Here is a 19,929-nt window from a genome sequence, read left to right on the forward strand (position 1 = left end):
TCCGAAACCCCTATCTGCGTATGCAGGTAGGGGTTTTGTCATTCTGGGCTGCCAATAATGCCGCATTAATGACGTTGAACATTCATTTCCCTCTTTCACTACACCTTCAGATACCCTGCTTTACTTGCTCCACCACTCGGGCAGCATTCTTGTATATTCCATTCAACACGCCACTTTGAAATGCTCTTAAGTCCGTAGCATGTTGTGACTACCTTCATTTTTTTCGTCACCTCTAAAAATCGCAGCCTCTGGTTGCGATTTTTTTATCTGAATCGAGGAGATATCCATGGACCGCTTCCAGGAAATGCAGGTCTTCGCAGCCGTTGCCCAGGAGCAGGGGTTTTCGGCGGCGGCGCGGCGTTTGGGTATGTCCGCCGCCAGCGCCACACGGGCGGTGGCTGCGCTCGAGAGGCGCATCGGTACTCAGTTGCTGACTCGCACCACACGCAGTGTGCATTTGAGTGAGGCGGGTCAGCGGTATCTCGAAGACTGTCGGAGAATTCTCGCCGAAGTGCAGGAAGCCGAAGATTCAGCGGCAGGCAGCCATGCCCAACCCCGTGGGCAGCTGACAATTACGGCGCCGGTGTTGTTTGGTGAGTTGTTCGTTACACCGGTGATGGTGAGTTTTCTGACGCAATTCCCGGACGTCACCATCAATGCGTTGCTGGTTGATCGAATCGTCAGTGTGGTCGAGGAGGGGGTTGATGTGGCCGTGCGCATCGGTGAGTTGCCAGACAGCAATCAGCATGCGATTCGGGTGGGGCAAGTGCGCAGGGTGATTGTTGCATCACCGCAGTTTCTGGCGATCCATGGTCGACCAACACATCCGCAAGACCTGGCTCAGGCGCCGATCATTGCGACGTCCTCGATTGGTCAGCAGAGAAGCTGGCCATTTCTTGACGGTGATGAGCCACTGGGTGTTCGTGCTGAACCGCGCTTGGTGGTGACGGCTAACCAGGCCGCCATCACCGCAGCAGCGCTTGGTCTGGGGTTCACCCGGGTCTTGTCTTATCAGGTGGCGAGCAAGATCGCGGCCGGCGAGTTGGAAATCATTCTGAGCGAATTCGAAGTGCCGCCACTACCGATCCATGTGGTGTATCAAGGCGGGAGGAAGGCTGCGGCGCGGGTTCGCAGTTTTGTCGACATCATGGTGAAGGCCCTCAGGGAACATCCGGCCTTGCAGGGCTGACCGGTTATTTCACTGGTTGAAATAATGGATTGCGTTTGCTGGTTATTCAGTTGTTTTCGAGACTGGTAGAAGATGGTGGCCATCGGTGCTGATCGCTCCCGAACAGCGCCACTCACCCGCGGAGTCGACCATGCAGGCCATTAAACTCTACAACTTCCCACGTTCCGGCCACGCTCACCGCGTGGAACTGATGCTCTCGCTGCTGCGACTGCCAACCGAGCTGATCTTCGTCGACCTCGCCAAGGGCGAGCATAAAAAACAGGAATTCCTGGCGCTGAATGCTTTTGGTCAGGTGCCGGTGTTGGATGATCAAGGCGTGGTGTTGGCTGATTCCAATGCGATCCTGGTGTATCTGGCACAAAAATATGGCAACGGGCGCTGGCTGCCGGCCGATCCGGTTGGCGCGGCGAAGGTGCAACGCTGGTTATCCGTCGCCGCGGGTCCCATCGCATTCGGTCCCGCCCGGGCAAGGCTGATCACGGTATTTGGTGCGCCTTACAACGCCGAAGAAGTAATTGCTTACGCCCATACCGTGCTCAAGGTGATCGACAAGGAGTTGGCCAAGGCGCCTTACCTCGTCGGTAACGAACCAACCATCGCCGACGTCTCCGCTTACAGCTACATCGCTCATGCGCCTGAAGGCAATGTATCACTGGACGACTACGCCAACATTCGCGCCTGGCTGGCCCGAGTCGAGGCGTTGCCCGGATTTGTCGGCATGCCACGCACCGTAGCGGGCCTGCAGAAAACTGCCTGATACTTGTGGCCCGGCTTTTCCGGGCCTTTCACGCTGCGCCATCGGTGCAGGGGAGAAGCCGTAATGGATCGTTCACCGTGGCATGCCGGCGAGAAACAGTTGCAGACTCATGTAGGCGTTCACGAGCGAATGGAGGTGCTGGGTCGTAGGGTCATTCGCAGCGAGATGCCGGACCAGCATCGCACTTTCTATCAGCAACTGCCGTTCATGTTGTTTGGGGCGGTCGATGCGAACGGTCATCCTTGGGCCAGTGTGCTGGAAGGTGAGCCGGGCTTCGCGCACTCGCCCGAACCGGGGCTATTGCAATTCAACAGCCTGCCAGCTGCCGATGATCCGGCGCAATTGAGCGATGGAGCGGCGATTGGTCTGCTGGGGATAGAACTGCACACCCGGCGTCGTAACCGGATCAATGGGCGGATTGGTGGCCTGTCGGCCAGCGGGTTCGCTGTGACGGTGGAGCAGTCTTACGGTAATTGCCCTCAGTACATTCAATTGCGCCAGTTTCGCACGGTGCCACTGGCGGACCCGGCGATGCGCATCGCCCAACATCTCACCGAGCTGGATGACGCCGCCAAAGCCGTGATCGCCGAGGCAGACACCTTCTTTGTCGCCAGTTATGTGGATGTCGAGGGCGAACGGTCGGTGGATGTTTCCCATCGTGGTGGACAGGCCGGTTTTGTCCAGGTGGAAGGGAATCGGCTGACCATTCCGGATTTTGCCGGCAACCTTTTTTTCAATACGCTGGGCAACCTGCTGGTCAATCCAAGGGCGGGTTTGTTGTTTATCGATTTCAATTCGGGTGACCTGCTACAACTGAGCGGCCACACCGAAATCATCCTTGAAGGGCCGCAGGTCGACGCATTTCAAGGTGCTGAACGCCTTTGGATGTTCCACGTGGAACACGTAGTGCGTCGTCCTGCTGCTCTTGCGCTGCGTTGGCGATTCGATGGTGTCTCACCCACCAGCTTGCTGACCGGCACCTGGCCGCAAGCCAACGCCCGTTTGCAGGCAAAGGCGCTGGGTGATCAGTGGCGGCCGCTGCGGGTGGCGCGGATCGAGGCGGAAAGCCGCAACATTCGCTCGATTTATCTGGAGCCTGCTGACGGCGCCGGTTTGCCCTTGTTTCAGGCCGGACAGCATTTGCCGCTGCGCTTCAACATTCACGGCGAGGTGCACATCCGCACGTACAGCTTGTCGAGCGCGCCGTCCGACGATTTTTTTCGCATCAGTGTGAAGCGTGACGGGCGAGTGTCTTCGCACCTGCATGAGCAGATTCGTGTCGGAGATCTGTTGGAAGCGCGCGCACCCCAAGGGCATTTCACCGTGGCGCCCAATGAGCGTCGGCCGCTGGTGCTGTTGGCCGCTGGCGTCGGCATCACGCCGCTGCTGTCGATGTTGCGTGAGGTGGTTTATCAAGGATTGCGCACACGCCGTATCCGGCCGACCTTGTTCTTGCAAAGTTCGCGCACGTTGGCTGATCAAGTCTTTCGTCCCGAGTTGAATCGTTTACTCGACGATGTCGGGGACGCGGTCAGGGTGGTACGCCTGCTCAGCCAACCGGAGCCGGAGGCGCGGGAAGGGGAGGACTTTGATTTGACCGGGCGGATCGATGTGGAACTGCTCAAAAACCTGATTGAGGCCGAGGACTACGATCAGCTGGATTTTGTCCTCTGCGGTCCGGGCAGTTTTACTCAAGCGCTGTACGACAGCCTGCGAGAGCTGGATATTCGTGATGCACGGATTCACGCCGAAACCTTCGGCCCATCAACGTTGCGTCGTAGTCCCGACCCGGACGCAGTGGTCATGGAGCAACCACCGGCCGCGACCACCTCAGTGCCGGTTGTGTTCGAGCGTTCGGCCAAAGAGGCGCGTTGGCAACCCGATGGAGGCACTCTGCTGGAGCTGGCGGAAAGCCGTGGCCTGCACCCCGAATTCAGTTGCCGCGGCGGTTCCTGCGGGACCTGCAAAACGCGTCTTATCAGCGGCCAGGTGAATTATCCACAGCCACCCGCGGAGGTACCGGACGAAGGACATATACTGATTTGCTGTGCGATTCCGGCTCAGGGAGCGCAGCCTTTGGTGCTGGATTTGTAGCAACCTTCGGCAACTGCTGGGCGGAACCGGTTTTACCTCAAGGAGCTTTATGTATTTGTTCGTGCGTCTGTCGGCGTTGTTTATTGCTTTGGCGTTCCTTAATGGCTGCGGACGACAGGACGCGCCGCCACTCGACCAGCAATTCTACGTCTGGCAACGGCAATGGACGCCGGCCCATGAAGCGGCCCTGAAAGACAGTCGCGCCGACTTTTCCACTCTGCGCGTGTTGGCGTTGCAGGCCTTTCCCCAGGCAGGCTGGAGTCGTGCGCGGATTGATCCGGTGCTGCTCAAGGCGGACGGTCGGCCACTGATTGCAGTCATTCGCCTCGATGGCCAGCTCAAGGCGCTGAATCAAGACGACGTCACAACTCAGATTACGCAGGTGATCAGCGAGTGGCAGGCACAAGGGCTGACGCTTGCCGGCGTTGAAATCGACCACGACGCCGGTAACGCTCGGCTACCGGCCTATCGCGAATTTCTGGCGCACTTGCGCGCGGCTCTACCGGTTTCTGTGGCGCTGAGCATCACCGCATTGCCGGCCTGGCTCGACAGTCCCGAATTACCAGCATTGTTATCCACAGTCGACAGCAGCGTGTTGCAGGTTCACGCGGTGAGCGATCCCCATCGTGGCCTGTTTGATCCGGATCTGGCGCGGCAGTGGGCAAAGTCCTGGAGTCGCATCACCCCTAAACCCTTCTATCTGGCACTGCCTGCTTATGGTGTGGCGCTGTTGCCGAGCACCAGCGGTGCGCCAATCGTCGAGAGCGAACTCCGCATCGAACGGGGTGGCGAGCGCCGCGAATTGCGGGCCGATCCGCAGCAATTGAGTCAGCTCGCCGCCCAATTACGTGCTGATCGGCCAACGCATCTGGCCGGCCTGATCTGGTTTCGCCTGCCGCTCGCCAATGACCGTCGAGCCTGGAGCCTGACCACCCTGCGCGCCGTAGCGCGTGGTGATGCCCTCGACAGTCGGCTGGCACTGAACCTCTCGGCACAACAAGGCCTCTATGACATCGGCATCCGTAACGAGGGTAACCTCGACAGCGCTTGGCCCGAGCGTTTGACGCTGGCGGTGCAAGGCTGCGAGGGGGCCGATGCGCTGGCCGGGTATGCATTGCAACAAACCCCGGATCTGCTTACCTTCACCCGCCTGCGTGAAGGTCGGATAGCGGCCGGTGGGCAGCGTGCCATCGGTTGGGCACGCTGCGCAAAAATTGATCAAGGAGAGTCGAATGTTCACCCGTAACTGGCCGCGCCATCTGCTGTGCCTCAGCCTCAGTCTGCCGCTGGGTTCAGCATTGGCGTGCGGGCCCGACTTTCCAGCGCGCCTGCTGGACAACCGCGGCCAGTCGCTGGCGGAGCTGCCGGAGGGCAGTTTCCGGTTTGAGATCAATCGACTTGGGCACACGATCGCGGGCCTGAAGAACATCAGCGAAGTCGCCTATGGTCTGGACGCCACCGACTATGCAGAGCAACGCAGTCAGGCCGAGCAATCCGGTTTGACCGCCGAGCAGCAAGCGATGGTGAAACAACTGCGTGGCCTGACCGACGCCCGTCAGGTGGAAGCGCAAGGCGCGAGTCTGCCCGCCGAGCTCAGGTTATATGTGGCCGGAGCGGTGGCGTTTGCTGCCAATGATCATGGTTTGGCGGCAGAGTACTTCCAGAAGGTACTGGCGCTTCCAGCTGATCAACGGGCGTTGCGCAGCACCTGGGCGGCGTATTCGTTGGGCCGGGCGTTGTTCGCCATGAGCTCGGAAGCGGACGCGGGTCCCGACCTGCTGGCACGGTCCGCAAAGGCGTTCGAGCAAACCCGGCAACTGAGCATCGACGGTTTCAGTGACCCGCTGGAACTGGGCGTCGCCAGCCTCGGTGAAGAGGCCAGGGTGGCGCGCACCGCTGGCGACTGGAACAGCGCCATTGAACTCTACGCCACGCAAAACCGTCACGGTTCGACGGTGGGCTACAGCTCATTGAAGTTGTTGATGGCCGAGCTGGCGTCGATGCCCGAGGCGCAACTGGCTGAAAGGCTCAAGAGTCAGCCGGTACAGCAACTGGTCACTGCGTCGTTGATCAGTCGACTGGGCTGGTCATTCGGTGATCAACCATCGCACGAAGGAAAATTGATCAAGCTCCTGCAAAGCAGCACCCGGGGCAGTCTCGACAATGCCGATCGGCTGGCCGCGGTGAATTATCAACAGGGCGATTACACCAGCGCCAAGGCTTTTCTCGAACACGCCGGTGAGAGTGGCCTGGCTTGGTGGCTACGGGCCAAACTGGCGGTGCGTGAGGGCGACAAAAACGGGGCGGCTGCGGCGTACGCAAAAGCGGCACAGGCCTTCCCGCGGGATGAGTCCTGGGGTGAGCGACGGACGTCGGGCTGGGCTTTCGAATCCTTGCAACCCAAGTGTCGGGTTGAAGGCGAAAGCGCGATTCTGGCCCTGCAACGTGGGGATTACCTGCAAGCGTTCGATCAGCTTTATCGCAGCAATGACATTTACTGGCTCGACGCCGCGACGATCGCCGAGCGTGTGCTGACCGTCGATGAACTCAAGCATTACGTCGACACCCAGGTGCCGGCACCGCCACCGCTGACTCAGCAGGATCGCGAAAACTACGTACCGCTGCCGGTGGCGGCGAAACTGCGCAATTTGCTTGGGCGGCGTTTGTTGCGCGAAGGGCACTATGAAGAGGCGTCGGCGTATTTCGATAACGACGGCTTGCGCAACAAAGCCAGGTTGTATGGCCAGCAACGTGTGACGGCCGATTCGGCATGGTGGCCGACGCGTCGCGCTGCTGCACTGTTCAATGCCGCCTGGACGGCGCGCGAGTGGGGAATGGATATTCTCGGCTACGAAATGGCCCCGGATTACGCCACGTTCGGCGGCAACTTCAGCCTTGAGGAGACTGAGCTGAAGGTCGGTCCGCTGGTGGCCGAGGACGAGGTGACGCGTCAGCAGGCCAGCGCCGCCCAACCCGATCAACGTTACCACTACCGGTTTGTCGCCACGGCATTGGCCGGTCGCGCCGCCGATAACTTGCCCCACACCAGCCAGGCGTTTGCCGCCGTGCTGTGCGAAGCGGCCGGGTGGAACAGCAGCCTGGAAGAACAAAGTGCGCTTTATCAGCGCTACATCAAGGAAGGCCCATTTGTACCGTGGGCGGCGGATTTCGGTCATCAGTGCCCGTATCCCGACTTCCAGAACGCCGACAAGCGCTACGTCACTCAGGTAACTGACGCGGCTCGCTCAGCGCTGCGGCCATACAGGACAGCGTTGCAATGGGTCAGTGTGCTGGCTGTAACCGCAGCGACGCTGATGCTGATCATTCGTCGCCGCCGCAAGGTTCAGTGAGGTTCAAGCCTGTTGAACAAAGGTCAGCCGCACGGCGAAACCGATCAACAGGCTGCCGAACAACCATTGCTGCAGACGTTGGGCAGATGGACTGCGTTGCAACCATCGACCCAATGCGGCCCCGGCCAGGGCGTAAGCACTGTCGAACAGCAGACCGACGGCCACCAGCACCACACCTAGAGTGGCGAATTGCGTGAGCACCGGGCCTGCGTGCGGGTCAATGAACTGCGGCAGCAGTACCGAGCAGAACAACAGGGCTTTGGGGTTGAGCAGGTTAGTCAGCAAACCGCGCTGGATCGCTTGCTGATAACGAGGCTTCTCGCCGGTTGCATTCGAACTGTTCAGGCTTGGCAGCAGGGTCGTGCGCAAGCACTGAATGCCGATCCACAACAGGTACGCGGCGCCGACCAGACGCACCACTTCGAAGGTCCAGGGCGCAGCCTTGAACAGTGCCGCCAACCCCAACGCCGCCAGTGCCACATGGCAACCCCGGGCAATAGCCAACCCTACGGCTGTGGCCAGTGCCGCGCCTTTGCCCTGGCGGGCGCCAGTCTGCAATAGCAGAATCATGTCGGGACCCGGCAACAGGTAAACCACCGCCAGCGCCATGAAAAACAGCCAGAGTCCCGCCATGTTGCACCCCATTCGTTGTCGATTCGGTACGGCCAGTCTAGGGCGAAGGGGCAGGGCAGGTGCTTGCGTAGTTTGCTTCTAAAACGGGCTGTCTTGGCATAACCTGCCATTAAACGACCGTTGAACTCTCTGGATCTGCCAAATCATGAAACTTGATGCCTACGACCGCAAGATTCTCGCCGCGCTGCAACGGGACGGTCGCCTGAGCAACGTGCAATTGGCTGACGAGATCGGCTTGTCTGCGTCGCCGTGCTTGCGGCGGGTGCGGATGCTCGAAGAGGCCGGGGTCATTCGTGGCTATCAAGCCAATCTGGATCGCGATGAAGTCGGACTTGGGTTGACCGTGTTCGTCGGAGTAAAGGTCGAGCGCCATAACGATGAACAGGCCGAAGCTTTTCGCCGGGCCGTGACGGCGTTGCCCGAAGTGATTTCGGCGTTTCTGGTGTCAGGGGAATCCGACTTTCTGTTGCAGGTGGTGGTGCCGGACTTGCGCGGATATGACCGGTTTCTCACGGGGAGTTTGCTCAAGTTGCCGGGCGTGAGCGATATCCGCAGCAACTTTGCTATTCATACGGTGAAGGCGCCAGGAGCGTTGCCGCTTGAGCATTTGCCGCTTTAGACCGAGTCGACTGCATGGCGAGCAGGTTCGCTCCCACAGGGAATCATTGAGCCACTGTGGGAGCGAGCCTGCTGGCGATGCAGTCACTACACATCTTCAGCCTTACATCTGAGTCGCCATCCCCTCCACATTCATCGCCGCCTGGCGCAAAGCTTCGGAGCGGGTCGGGTGTGGATGACAGGTCAGGGCGATATCTTCGGCCGAGGCGCTGAACTCCATGGCTACGCAATACTCGCCAATCATTTCACTGACACTCGGCCCGACAAGGTGAACACCAAGGATTTCATCCGTTCGCTCATCGGCCAGAACCTTGGCGAAGCCTTCGGTTTCGTGATTGATTTTCGCCCGGCTGTTGGCGGTAAAGGGGAATTTGCCGACCTTGTATGCCCGGCCTTCGGCCTTCAGTTGCTCTTCGGTCCTGCCGACGCTGGCCAGTTCGGGTTTGGTGTAGATCACGTTGGGAATCAACTCATAGTTGACCTCGCCGGCCTTGCCTACGATCTGCTCGACACAGGCCATGGCTTCGTCTTCGGCTTTGTGCGCGAGCATCGGTCCGGACGTCACGTCGCCAATGACCCAAATCCCGGCGGCTTCGGTGCGGTGGCCCTTGTTGGCGAGCATGCCGCGTTTGTCCGTGGCAAGGCCGACGTTCTCCAGCCCCAGCCCTTGCGTGTAAGGTCGGCGTCCGATGGCCACCAGTACGTAATCGGCTTCGAGCGTTTCGCTCGTGCCGCCCGCGGCAGGTTCAACACTCAGTTGGACGCCACTATCGGACGTTGTCGCGCGGGTCACTTTCGAGCTCAGCTTGAAGCTGATGCCTTGCTTGCTCAACGAGCGCTGCAGGGTTTTGCCCGCTTCGCCATCCACACCGGGACAAATCCGGTCGAGGAATTCGACCACGGTCACCTGAGCGCCCAAACGCCGCCACACCGATCCCAGCTCCAGGCCGATCACGCCGGCGCCGATCACCACCAGGTGCTTGGGCACTTCTGCCAGTGACAGCGCGCCGGTGGAGTCGAGGATGCGCTTGTTATCGATGTCCACGCCGGGCAGGGGAGTGGGCTCGGAACCGGTGGCGATGATGATGTCCTTGGCGCTCAATTCGGTCTTGCCGCCTGCGTTGTCCGTCACCGTAACTTTGCCCGGCCCGTCGATGTGGCCCCAACCCTTGATCCAGTCGACCTTGTTTTTGCGAAAGAGAAACTCGATGCCTTTGGTCAACCCGGTGACGCTTTCCTCCTTCTGTTTCATCATCTGGGTGAGATTGAGCGTGGGTTTGACCTCGATACCCAGGTTGGCGAATTCCGCTCCCATGGCCGCGTCGTAAAGTTCGGAGGCGTGCAGCAACGCCTTGGACGGCATGCAGCCGACGTTCAGGCAGGTTCCGCCGAGGGTGGCGCGTCCTTCTACGCAAGCTGCTTTCAAACCCAGTTGCCCTGCGCGGATGGCTGCGTTGTAGCCGCCGGGGCCACCGCCGAGTATCACGACGTCATAAGTGCTCATGGAATGACTCCTGGATCGAAAGAGGACGGAAGGTGTAAAGGTAGTTGTATAAAAAATTACGTACATAATATGTGCGTTTTGACGAGTTTCGGTCAAGGCTTCAGCCAAGGGACAGGTCGAGCGTTTTTAGATAGCGCAATTAAGTACGAATATTTCACCATTTTCGTTATATCGTAACGAATTGCGATAAAACAAAGCTGAACACTGGGGTGGTATGCAAGTCGATCTCGATGTGGAGGAGGCGCAGATAGCCGGGCTGCCGCGCTTTCAACAGGCGGTTTTTCAAGGGCGGCGATTGCGTCAGTTCGCTATTGGCTTCGGCGCGTTGGCGGCGATGGGGCTGGTGCTGGGTTTTTTTGTGGGGCTGTTTGCGTCGCAATCTCTTTGGCCGGCGTTGCTGTTCAATCAAAGCGCTGCGTTGCTCGTATTGGTTGCTGGGTTTCAATCGGCCTGGTGGGTGACGCAATGGCGAGCGCGGGCGCTGAGTCCGGTCATGCCGGCGGTTGTAGTTGAAGAAATCGAATCTCCGGTTGGCTGGTACGAACGGCTGCTGGTGCGCATAGGCCAGCGCTGGCTGACCACCCTCAAGCAGATCGGTGCGCCGACACTGTGGCTCGGCGGTTGGGCATTGTTGGCGCTGCTTTGCATCGAACAGGTCTGGAACCTTGGCCTGCCACCCGCCGCGTTGGGCTTGTCGGCCACGGTCGGCGCGGCGCTGGCGTTGTTGCTGGCTTTCGGTTTGCTGGTGCTGGAGCGTCAACTGGCCCAGGAAAACCCGGCGCAGTGGCCAGAAGCCGGGGCATTGTCGCAACTGGCACGCGTCACAATCATCAGCCTGGTGCTCGGTGCCTTGTGCCTGTTGTTCGGCAATGAAACCTCGATCTGGCCAGTACGTCTGGCGGTACTGATCGGCCTCCTGCCGGGGCTGGTCGCGGTGGAATTGTTGTTGCGCGTTGTGCTGTCATTGTTCAGTCCCCGTCGCGAACAACTTGAACCGGCAATGCTGGCGCGCAGTTTTGTCGCCGACATGCTGCGCTGGCCACCGCAGCCGTTGCTGGCGTTGCAGCACGAATTGCACAACCGCTTCGGCATCGACCTGCGGCAGATCTGGGCTTTCACTTACATGCGTCGGGCATTTTTGCCGGTGCTGGCCGTTGTTGTACTCGTGGGTTGGTCACTCACTGGCCTCCATGAAATACCGCTGCAAGGGCGGGGCATTTACGAGCGTTTCGGCAAACCTGTGACGGTGTTCGGTCCCGGTTTGCACGCCGGTTTACCTTGGCCGCTGGGTCGGGTGTTGAGTGTCGAGAACGGCGTGGTTCACGAGTTGGCCACCAGCGTTGGCGAAACCTCGGCTCCCGTGCAGGTCGACCCTGCCGAAGGTCCGGCGCCGATCACGGCCAATCGGCTGTGGGACGCGAGCCATGTGAACGACAAATCCCAGGTGATCGCCAGCAGCCGTGCCGAAAAGCAGAGCTTTCAGATCGTCAACATGGATGTGCGCTTCGTCTATCGCATCGGCCTGACCGATCAGGCGGCACTGGCGGCAACCTACAACAGCGCAGATGTGCCGACACTGATTCGTAGCACCGCCAGCAGGATTCTGGTCCACGACTTCGCCTCGCGAACCCTCGACGGTTTGCTCGGCGAAGACCGGGTAGGGCTTGCCGAAGAAATCGGCCGCGCGGTGCAGGGGGATCTGGAGAAACTCGACAGCGGCGTGGAAATTCTCGCCACGGTGGTCGAAGCGATTCACCCGCCAGCCGGGGCCGCCAATGCCTATCACGGTGTGCAAGCGGCACAGATTGGTGTGCAGGCGTTGATCGCTCGCGAGCGCGGAGCGGCCGCGGAGGCTACCAACCAGGCGCAGTTGCAGGCGAGCATCGCCCGTGATCAAGCAACGGCCAGCGCCCGTGAAATCAATGCGGTTGCGCAAGCAGCCGACCTCAAATTCACCGCCGAGAGAAAAGCTTACATCAGTGCCGGTCAGGCCTTTGTGTTGGAGCAATACCTCAGTCAGCTTTCCCAGGGCCTGGCCAATGCCAGGTTGCTGGTGCTCGATCATCGTCTGGGTGGCAGCAACAATGCGCCGACCATCGACCTGCGTACATTCACGTTGCCGGCTGATCCTGCGCCGTCGCGTCAAACCGCTCAGCCAGGAGCTGCCAATTGAGCCAGTCTCACACTCACGATCACGATGATCACGCCGGCCATGATCACGGCCATGGCGGGCATCATCACCACGGTCACCATCATCATCACCATCATGGCGATCCTCAGGAAGCCGGCCCTTTTCCCTGGCGGCGCATGGGGTGGGCGGTTTTGCTGGTGGCGTTCGCGGTGGCAGCGGCGAGCCTGGTACAGGTGCGTTCGGGGGAAGCCACAGTCATCACGCGTTTCGGCAATCCGTCGCGGGTCTTGCTGGAGCCAGGGCTTGGCTGGCGTTGGCCTGCGCCGTTCGAAGCGGCGATCCCGGTCGATCTGCGGCTACGCACCACATCCAGCGGTTTGCAGGACGTGGGTACGCGGGACGGTTTGCGCATCATCGTTCAAGCGTATGTGGCGTGGCAGGTGCAGGGTGACCCGGACAATGTGCAGCGCTTCATGCGCGCCGTGCAAAATCAGCCGGATGAAGCAGCGCGGCAGATTCGCACTTTTGTCGGCTCTGCGCTGGAAACCACCGCCAGCAGTTTTGATCTGGCCAACCTGGTAAACACCGATGCCAGTCAGGTGCACATCGCCGATTTCGAAGCGCAGTTGCGCCAGCAAATCGATCAGCAGTTGCTCGCCACTTATGGTGTGCGCGTATTGCAAGTCGGCATCGAGCGTCTGACCTTGCCATCGGTCACCCTCACCGCGACGGTCGATCGCATGCGTGCCGAGCGTGAAACCATTGCCACCGAACGTACCGCCATCGGCAAGCGTGAAGCGGCGCAAATTCGTTCCGCCGCCGAGCGTGATGCGCGAATCGTGCAGGCCGATGCCACGGTGAAAGCAGCGGGTATTGAAGCGCAATCGCGCGTCGAAGCCGCAGAAATTTATGGGCGCGCCTACGCTGGTTCGCCGCAGCTGTATAACTTGCTTCGTTCACTCGACACCTTGGGCACTGTGGTCACGCCGGGAACCAAGCTGATTCTGCGCACCGATGCAGCGCCATTTCGGGTGTTGGTTGACGGTCCGCCAAACCTCGATAACAAATCTGGATCGCAACCATGAGTTGGGTTCCACGTGGAACAAATGAGTTGAGTAGCCCCTGGATTCAGGCCGGGCGCTTGGCATTTCTCGCGTTATACGCAGTGACGGTATTGGCCGCCTTGGCGTGGGCATTCTCCAATGTACGGCAGATTGATCCACAGGACCGTGCGGTGGTTTTGCATTTCGGTGCCCTGGATCGCATCCAGAATGCCGGGTTGTTGTTGGCTTGGCCGCGACCGTTTGAACAGGTCATTTTGTTGCCGGCGGCGGATCGGGTGATCGAGCGTCGGGTGGAAAACCTGCTGCGCAGTGGTGCCGCCATACAAGCCGATCGAGTCGCCAGTTTCGCCACGCCGATCAGTGATGCACTGGCGGGCTCCGGCTATTTACTGACCGGCGATGCCGGGGTGGTGCAACTCGATGTTCGGGTTTTCTACAAAGTCACTGACCCCTATGCCTTCGTGGTGCAAGGCGAACACGTGCTGCCGGCACTGGATCGGCTTGTCACCCGTAGCGCGGTTGCGCTGACAGCGGCACGAGATCTGGACACCATTCTGGTGGCGCGACCAGAACTGATTGGAGCTGATAGCCAGGCTGCCGAAAGACGTGAGCGCTTGCGTGGCGACCTGGTGCAAGGCATCAATCAACGCCTGGCTGAATTGACCGCAACCGGGCAGGGCCTGGGAATTGAAGTAGCGCGTGTCGATGTGCAATCGAGTTTGCCCGGCCCGGCGGTGAACGCCTTTAATGCCGTACTGACGGCCAGCCAGCAAGCCGACAAAGCCGTGGCCAACGCGCGCACCGACGCCGAGAAACTGACCCAGGGCGCCAACGAAGAAGCCGACCGTGTGCTGCAAGTGGCCCATGCCCAGGCCAGCGAACGATTGGCCAAAGCCTCTGCTGATACTGCCACGGTGTTGAGCCTGGCCAAGGCGCAACAACAGGGTACCGACCCACAAATGTTGCTGCGGATCTACCGCGAGCGGATGCCGAAAATTCTCGGCCAGGCTGGCTCGGTGACCACGGTTGACCCCAAAGACGATTCCCGCCTGATCATTCAGGGAGCTGCCCAATGACTGCGCAAACTGCCGCTGCACCGAGCATGTTGTCCTCGGCCGAACAACGCAGCGCCGCCCGCCAATTGACCCTGGCCATGCTCGCTCTCGGCTTGCTCGCGCTGGGTCTTGTCTGGCGCTGGTTATCGCCCGAGCAGACCGGCGTCAGCCAATTGCTGCTCGGTTTTGCTTCCGTGCTAGTGGCCGTGCCGGTTATGCGTTCGGCCTGGTACAGCCTGCGTTACCCGAGCCTGCACGGCATCACCGATCAGTTGATCGCCCTGGCCATGCTCGGTGCCTGGGCGACTGGCGATCTGCTGACGGCTGCCTTGCTGCCGATCATCATGATCTTTGGCCACGTACTGGAAGAGCGCAGTGTGATCGGTTCGCAGGAAGCCATTCACGCCCTCGGCAAGCTGACGCGCAGCCATGCCCGAAAGATTCAGGCTGACGGTTCCATCGTCGAAGTCGACAATGGCACGCTCAAGGCAGGTGACCGGGTGGAAGTGCGCGCTGGCGATCGAGTACCGGCTGACGGGTTGGTGCTGTCCGGCCAGGCGAGTCTCGACACCGCGTCCATTACTGGCGAGTCGGTGCCGATAGAGGCGGGTGTCGGTATGCCGGTGTTTGGTGGTGCAATCAACCTCGACGGCCTGCTGCGCATTGAAGTAACCCGTACCGGCCACGAGTCGACCCTCGGCAAAGTTATCGCGCTGATGCAAAACGCCGAACGTTCCAAGCCACCGATCACACGGCTGCTGGAGCGTTACGCCGGCAGCTACATGGTGCTGGTGTTGTTGCTGGCGGCAGTGACCTGGTTCATCACCAACAATGCCCAGGCGATGCTCGCCGTACTGGTGGCAGCCTGTCCGTGTGCGCTCGTGTTGTCGGCACCGGCGACAGCGATCGCGGGGGTGGCGGTGGCGGCGCGACACGGCATTCTGATTCGCAGCTCTGCGTTTCTTGAGGAGCTGGCAGACCTGACTTCGCTGGTGGTCGACAAGACCGGAACCCTGACCTTTGGCACCTTGCGCCTGCAATCCATCGACAGCCCGCTTGAAGACCGAAGCCATGTCCTGAAACTTGCCGCCAGCCTCGGTTCGGCCAGCAGTCACCCGGTGAGCCGGGCGCTGGCCGGGTTGGTGATGCAGGAGCATTTTTTGTTGCTCACGGATATTCATGAACGTCAGGGGTTAGGGGTGGTGGCCATGACGGAGCAGGGTGAAGCGGCGCTCGGAAGACCGGAATTGTTCGCCCAATTGGATATTCCCGTATCAGCCGTACCCGACCACGACGGGCCGATTGCCGGGCTGGCACTCAATGGTGAATTCCTCGCCTGGCTGCTGCTGGCCGACAGTGTGAAACCCGAAGCAAGGTTTGCCCTGAATGAGTTGCGTGACCTTGGATTGGGCCGGCAACTGTTGCTCACCGGTGACCGACAAAGTGTCGCGCATACGTTGGCGCGGGATGTGGGCATCAGTGACGTCGAAGCGCAGGCGTTGCCCGAGGACAAACTCAACCGTGTGTTGAAAGAAATCGGTAATGGTTTTCGGCCTATGGTGGTGGGCGACGGCATCAACGATTCGTTGGCCCTCAAGGCCGGTGTGGTCGGCGTGGCCATGGGCGCGGGTGGCGCGGATATCGCCCTGGCTTCGGCCGACATCGTGTTGATCGGCAGCGACTTGCGCCGCCTGGGGACCTGTGTGCGCTTGAGTCGCCAGTGCCGGCAAACCTTGCAGGTGAATGTGATCATCGGTCTGGGCTGGACCCTGGCCATTGTGGCCTTCGCCGCGTTCGGCTGGCTTGGCGCGGCCGGGGCAATGATTGCAGCGTTGCTGCACAACCTCAGCACATTATTGGTATTGGGTAATGCCGGGCGGTTGCTGCGGTTTCAGGAGCCGCTACTGAAACTCAAGGACGATCCTTTGTAGGAGCGAGCTCGGCTCCGGGCGGCGCTCCGACGATGGTCGTTAACGATTACGCGTGTTTTCTGGCTATACGCGGCGCTCTGGAGTTCTTCGCGAGCAAGCTCGCTCCTACAAAGGGATGGGTAGAAGGTTTACAGAACTGTGCGCCGAATCTGTAGTCATTTAGGGTAAGAGCGATCATTTCTGTGAATTCACGGCGATTTTCCGGTGCGATAACTTCATGGAAATCCGCTATTAAATCGATAGGAAGCTATTTTTCAAGGATGGTCTAACCTCTCAGCAGACGTCTGAAACAAGGGGGATTATCCATGCTCGCGCAACTTCCACCGGCCTTACAGAATCTGCAGTTACCGCTACGCCTGCGACTCTGGGACGGCCATGAATTCAATCTGGGGCCGACGCCCAGCGTCACGATTGTGGTCAAGGACCCGCAAATGGTTACCCAGCTCACCCAACCCAGCCTCAATGCGCTCGGGGCGGCGTTTGTCGAAGGAAAACTTGAGCTGGAAGGTTCCATCAGCGACGTGATCCGCGTCTGCGATGAATGGAGCCAGGCACTGGTGGACGAAGACGACGGTGGGGAGACGATCCGCACCGCGCATGACAAAGAAACCGACGCCAAAGCGATTTCGTATCACTACGACCTTTCCAACGCCTTTTATCAGCTATGGCTCGATAGCGACATGGCTTATTCCTGCGCTTATTTCGAGACCGGCAGCGAAACCCTGGAGCAAGCCCAGCAAGCCAAGTTCCGTCATCTATGCCGCAAGTTGCGCCTGCAGCCTGGCGAGTATTTGCTGGATGTTGGCTGCGGTTGGGGCGGGTTGGCGCGGTATGCGGCCCGTGAGTTCGGCGCGAAGGTATTTGGCATTACCCTCAGTAAAGAGCAGCTTGCCCTGGCGAGGGAACGGGTGAAGGAAGAAGGTCTGGAAGACATGATCGAGCTGCAGTTGCTCGATTACCGTGACCTGCCTCAGGACGGTCGTTTCGACAAGGTTGTGAGTGTCGGCATGTTCGAACACGTCGGTCATGCAAACTTGGCCGAGTACTGCAAAACCTTGTTCGGCGCGGTGAAAGAGGGCGGCCTGGTGATGAACCACGGGATCACCGCCAAGCACACCGATGGCCGTCCGGTGGGGCGCGGTGCTGGTGAATTCATCGAGAAGTATGTGTTCCCCAACGGCGAGTTGCCGCACCTGTCCATGATCTCTGCCGAGATCAGCGAAGCAGGGCTGGAAATCGTCGATGTCGAGAGCCTGCGCCTGCACTACGCTCGCACGCTGGATCACTGGAGCGAACGTCTGGAAGACAACCTCGAAGCCGCCGGCAAACTGGTGCCTGAACAAGCGTTGCGGATCTGGCGCCTGTACCTGGCAGGCTGCGCCTATGCGTTCGCCAGGGGCTGGATCAACCTGCATCAGATCCTGGCGGTCAAGGCGCACCCTGATGGCAGCCATGAACTGCCGTGGACGCGGGACGACATTTACAACCCTTAAAGTATTGGCGAAATAAGCCGGGCGATCCGCATGCCAACCTGTCGCAGGCGTGCGGTTTCCCGGCCTTCTTCTTTAGCGATTTCGTGAGCCTGGGCGAAGTCATCGTTGAGCATCTGCTCCACCTTGCCGGCAAACACGCTGTCGACGGTCAGCAACATCACTTCGAAATTCAACCGGAACGAACGGTTGTCCATGTTGGCACTGCCAATGGCGCTGATTTCGGTGTCGATCAATACCACCTTCTGATGCAGGAAGCCCGGTTCGTAGCGGAACACCCGCACGCCCGCGCGCACCGCTTCAAAGGCATACAGGCTCGAGGCCGCGTAGACGATACGATGATCGGGCCGTGATGGCAGGAGAATCCGTACATCGACCCCTCGCAACACCGCCAGGCGCAAGGCGGCGAAAACCGCCTCATCAGGAATGAAGTACGGGCTGGTGATCCAGACTCGCTCGGTCGCCGCGTGGATGGCTTCGACGAAGAACAGTGAACAGGTCTCGTAGGAGTCCGCTGGTCCGCTGGCGAGCATTTGGCACAGTACGCCGTCGTCCGGGTACACCTGCGGCAGAATCAGGGGGGGCAATTTACGGGCCGCCCAGAACCAGTCTTCGGCGAAGGATTCCTGCATGCAGGCCACCACTGGCCCGCGTACTTGCACATGGGTATCGCGCCAGGGCGCCAGGGGCGGTTTCTCGCCCATGTATTCGTCGCCTACATTGTGGCCGCCGACAAAGCCGAGAATGCCATCGACTACCACGATCTTGCGATGGTTGCGGAAGTTGACCTGAAAGCGGTTGAGCCAACCGCTACGGGTTGCGAAAGCCTTGACCTCGACGCCGCCATCGCGCAACGCCTGCACGTAATGATGGGGCAGAGAGTGGCTGCCGATCCGGTCATACAGCAGATAGACCGCCACGCCTTCGGCGGCTTTCTCCAGCAGCAGGTTATGCAAGCGCTGGCCCAGACGGTCGTCATGAATGATGAAAAACTGGATCAGCACCGCTTCTTTTGCCTGGCGGATGGCATTGAAGATCGCATCGAAGGTGGCTCGGCCATTGATCAGCAATTTCACTTCGTTGTTTGCCAGGCAGGGCATGCGACCCAGTTTCGGCATTGCCCGCAACGATGCGTAGGCACTGGAAGCGCGGGCGGTGAGCGCCTCTTCGACCCAGGGCCGCCAGTTGAGCTCGGAGATGGCCTTGCGCATTTCTTCGTTCGCCTGGCGTCGCGCCTTGATGTAACCGTCGAAGGTGCTGCGGCCGAATACCAGATAGGGGATGAGCGTCAGGTAGGGCATGAAGACCAGTGACAAGGCCCAGGCGATCGAGCCTTGGGCGGTTCTAACGGTCAATACGGCATGGATCGCTGCGATCGTACCCAAGGAGTGCAGCAATGCGACGGTGTAGCCAAAGATATGGGGGCCAAAATAATCCATGGGGGGCAGCCTTGCTCCTGAAGATTCAATGCCTAACAGACCATGTTCCGGGCAGAATGTCGCTATTTAATTGGCCCATGAACCGAAGCCGGTGGCTGACGTCTAACGGCCACTACTGATCAGGAGTTACACGATGAATGTTCGTCTGCTGGGTTTGGCCATTACGTTGGGTTTGGCACTTCCTGTGGCTGCTCAGGCGCAGATGCTGCAACCAGGTTTGTGGGAATTGACCACCAGCAACATGAAGGTCGATGACCAGAATATGCCGGATCTGCAACTGATCCTCGGGCAGTTACAAAGCCAGATGACCCCTGAACAGCGTGCGCAGCTGGAAAAACAGGGCATCACCATGGGTGGCAAAGGGATTCGCGCGTGCCTGACGCCGGAGCAGGTCAAGACCGACGACATCCCGCTGACCGACCCGCAATCCGGCTGCAAGCAGCAAATCACCGACCGAACCGGAAACCAGTGGAAATTCCGCTTCAGTTGCCCGAAAGCGCAGGGGGCGGGTGTGGCCACCTTCCTCAGTGACCGTGAGTTCACCACCAAGGTCAACGGCACGTTCAATGCCACCGGTATTCAGCAAAAGGGTAGCCTCGAGAGTCGCGCCGTGTGGCTGGGGCAGGATTGCGGTACCGTTAAGCCAAGAGCTTAAAAGTTTCGCGGGTGAGCCT

15 protein-coding genes are annotated in these 19,929 nt (G+C 59.8%); 12 read left to right on the forward strand and 3 right to left on the reverse strand.

Annotated elements, in window-relative coordinates; genetic code table 11:
• Positions 1 to 286: 286 nt before the first annotated feature.
• From GPL81_RS22085 to GPL81_RS22105, 5 genes are all read left to right on the forward strand, one after another.
• Positions 287 to 1,189 (forward strand): LysR family transcriptional regulator, encoded by a 903-nt coding sequence (locus tag GPL81_RS22085; protein WP_160108440.1) that lies wholly within the window; start codon positions 287 to 289, stop codon positions 1,187 to 1,189.
• 130 nt (positions 1,190 to 1,319) lie between these two features.
• Positions 1,320 to 1,946, forward strand: coding sequence for a glutathione S-transferase family protein (locus GPL81_RS22090; protein ID WP_160108441.1), 627 nt, complete (start codon positions 1,320 to 1,322; stop codon positions 1,944 to 1,946).
• A 63-nt stretch (positions 1,947 to 2,009) separates the two neighbouring features.
• A complete protein-coding gene (locus GPL81_RS22095; RefSeq protein ID WP_160108442.1) occupies positions 2,010 to 4,040 on the forward strand; it encodes a 2Fe-2S iron-sulfur cluster-binding protein in 2,031 nt (676 codons plus the stop codon).
• 49 nt (positions 4,041 to 4,089) lie between these two features.
• Positions 4,090 to 5,286, forward strand: coding sequence for a DUF3142 domain-containing protein (locus GPL81_RS22100; protein ID WP_160108443.1), 1,197 nt, complete (start codon positions 4,090 to 4,092; stop codon positions 5,284 to 5,286).
• Positions 5,273 to 7,390, forward strand: coding sequence for a hypothetical protein (locus GPL81_RS22105; protein ID WP_160108444.1), 2,118 nt, complete (start codon positions 5,273 to 5,275; stop codon positions 7,388 to 7,390). Before GPL81_RS22100 ends, GPL81_RS22105 begins: the two co-directional genes overlap by 14 nt.
• Positions 7,391 to 7,393: 3 nt before the next feature.
• On the opposite strand, the gene GPL81_RS22110 is transcribed toward GPL81_RS22105, so the two are convergent.
• Positions 7,394 to 8,023 carry a LysE family translocator gene (locus tag GPL81_RS22110; protein WP_160108445.1) on the reverse strand — a complete coding sequence of 210 codons (630 nt, stop codon included), beginning with the start codon at positions 8,021 to 8,023 and terminating at the stop codon, positions 7,394 to 7,396.
• Positions 8,024 to 8,168: 145 nt separating this feature from the next.
• Between GPL81_RS22110 and GPL81_RS22115 the strand changes: the two genes are divergently transcribed.
• Positions 8,169 to 8,642: an Lrp/AsnC family transcriptional regulator gene (locus GPL81_RS22115; RefSeq protein WP_096514141.1), complete on the forward strand. Its 474-nt coding sequence runs from the start codon at positions 8,169 to 8,171 to the stop codon at positions 8,640 to 8,642.
• A gap of 102 nt (positions 8,643 to 8,744) precedes the next feature.
• Here the strand turns inward: GPL81_RS22115 and lpdA are convergent, their stop codons facing one another.
• Complete coding sequence (lpdA, locus tag GPL81_RS22120; protein ID WP_160108446.1) at positions 8,745 to 10,145, reverse strand: dihydrolipoyl dehydrogenase; 1,401 nt, start codon at positions 10,143 to 10,145, stop codon at positions 8,745 to 8,747.
• A 214-nt stretch (positions 10,146 to 10,359) separates the two neighbouring features.
• Here lpdA and hflK (GPL81_RS22125) point away from each other — a divergent pair, with 214 nt between their 5' ends.
• From hflK (GPL81_RS22125) to cfaB, 5 genes are all read left to right on the forward strand, one after another.
• The gene (gene hflK / locus GPL81_RS22125; RefSeq protein WP_160108447.1) at positions 10,360 to 12,318 is read left to right on the forward strand and encodes a protease modulator HflK; all 1,959 of its coding nucleotides are present in this window, start codon (positions 10,360 to 10,362) and stop codon (positions 12,316 to 12,318) included.
• Positions 12,315 to 13,361 carry a protease modulator HflC gene (gene hflC / locus GPL81_RS22130; RefSeq protein ID WP_096514144.1) on the forward strand — a complete coding sequence of 349 codons (1,047 nt, stop codon included), beginning with the start codon at positions 12,315 to 12,317 and terminating at the stop codon, positions 13,359 to 13,361. The genes hflK (GPL81_RS22125) and hflC overlap by 4 nt, the downstream gene beginning before the upstream one ends.
• A complete protein-coding gene (gene hflK / locus GPL81_RS22135) occupies positions 13,358 to 14,416 on the forward strand; it encodes a protease modulator HflK (RefSeq protein ID WP_160108448.1) in 1,059 nt (352 codons plus the stop codon). Before hflC ends, hflK (GPL81_RS22135) begins: the two co-directional genes overlap by 4 nt.
• Positions 14,413 to 16,326 carry a heavy metal translocating P-type ATPase gene (locus tag GPL81_RS22140; protein WP_160108449.1) on the forward strand — a complete coding sequence of 638 codons (1,914 nt, stop codon included), beginning with the start codon at positions 14,413 to 14,415 and terminating at the stop codon, positions 16,324 to 16,326. The genes hflK (GPL81_RS22135) and GPL81_RS22140 overlap by 4 nt, the downstream gene beginning before the upstream one ends.
• Before the next feature lie 305 nt (positions 16,327 to 16,631).
• Positions 16,632 to 17,819 carry a C17 cyclopropane fatty acid synthase CfaB gene (cfaB, locus tag GPL81_RS22145; RefSeq protein WP_160108450.1) on the forward strand — a complete coding sequence of 396 codons (1,188 nt, stop codon included), beginning with the start codon at positions 16,632 to 16,634 and terminating at the stop codon, positions 17,817 to 17,819.
• On the opposite strand, the gene cls is transcribed toward cfaB, so the two are convergent.
• On the reverse strand, positions 17,816 to 19,255 hold the full coding sequence (gene cls, locus GPL81_RS22150) for a cardiolipin synthase (protein WP_160108451.1): 1,440 nt from the start codon (positions 19,253 to 19,255) through the stop codon (positions 17,816 to 17,818). The genes cfaB and cls overlap by 4 nt on opposite strands.
• Positions 19,256 to 19,388: 133 nt before the next feature.
• Here cls and GPL81_RS22155 point away from each other — a divergent pair, with 133 nt between their 5' ends.
• On the forward strand, positions 19,389 to 19,910 hold the full coding sequence (locus tag GPL81_RS22155) for a DUF3617 domain-containing protein (protein ID WP_096514149.1): 522 nt from the start codon (positions 19,389 to 19,391) through the stop codon (positions 19,908 to 19,910).
• The last annotated feature ends 19 nt before the right edge of the window (positions 19,911 to 19,929 follow it).

The sequence above is a fragment of the Pseudomonas izuensis genome, assembly GCF_009861505.1.
GTDB classification, from domain to species: domain Bacteria; phylum Pseudomonadota; class Gammaproteobacteria; order Pseudomonadales; family Pseudomonadaceae; genus Aquipseudomonas; species Aquipseudomonas izuensis.

What these genes read in the sequence shown, in the direction of transcription:
- GPL81_RS22085 (WP_160108440.1), top strand. Translation starts at nt 287, where the DNA reads ATGGACCGCTTCCAGGAAATGCAGGTCTTCGCAGCCGTTGCCCAGGAG.
- hflK (WP_160108447.1), top strand. Translation starts at nt 10,360, where the DNA reads ATGCAAGTCGATCTCGATGTGGAGGAGGCGCAGATAGCCGGGCTGCCG.
- GPL81_RS22155 (WP_096514149.1), top strand. Translation starts at nt 19,389, where the DNA reads ATGAATGTTCGTCTGCTGGGTTTGGCCATTACGTTGGGTTTGGCACTT.
- GPL81_RS22110 (WP_160108445.1), bottom strand. Translation starts at nt 8,023, where the DNA reads ATGGCGGGACTCTGGCTGTTTTTCATGGCGCTGGCGGTGGTTTACCTG.
- GPL81_RS22100 (WP_160108443.1), top strand. Translation starts at nt 4,090, where the DNA reads ATGTATTTGTTCGTGCGTCTGTCGGCGTTGTTTATTGCTTTGGCGTTC.
- GPL81_RS22105 (WP_160108444.1), top strand. Translation starts at nt 5,273, where the DNA reads ATGTTCACCCGTAACTGGCCGCGCCATCTGCTGTGCCTCAGCCTCAGT.
- GPL81_RS22090 (WP_160108441.1), top strand. Translation starts at nt 1,320, where the DNA reads ATGCAGGCCATTAAACTCTACAACTTCCCACGTTCCGGCCACGCTCAC.
- GPL81_RS22095 (WP_160108442.1), top strand. Translation starts at nt 2,010, where the DNA reads ATGGATCGTTCACCGTGGCATGCCGGCGAGAAACAGTTGCAGACTCAT.
- cls (WP_160108451.1), bottom strand. Translation starts at nt 19,255, where the DNA reads ATGGATTATTTTGGCCCCCATATCTTTGGCTACACCGTCGCATTGCTG.
- cfaB (WP_160108450.1), top strand. Translation starts at nt 16,632, where the DNA reads ATGCTCGCGCAACTTCCACCGGCCTTACAGAATCTGCAGTTACCGCTA.
- hflK (WP_160108448.1), top strand. Translation starts at nt 13,358, where the DNA reads ATGAGTTGGGTTCCACGTGGAACAAATGAGTTGAGTAGCCCCTGGATT.
- lpdA (WP_160108446.1), bottom strand. Translation starts at nt 10,145, where the DNA reads ATGAGCACTTATGACGTCGTGATACTCGGCGGTGGCCCCGGCGGCTAC.
- GPL81_RS22115 (WP_096514141.1), top strand. Translation starts at nt 8,169, where the DNA reads ATGAAACTTGATGCCTACGACCGCAAGATTCTCGCCGCGCTGCAACGG.
- GPL81_RS22140 (WP_160108449.1), top strand. Translation starts at nt 14,413, where the DNA reads ATGACTGCGCAAACTGCCGCTGCACCGAGCATGTTGTCCTCGGCCGAA.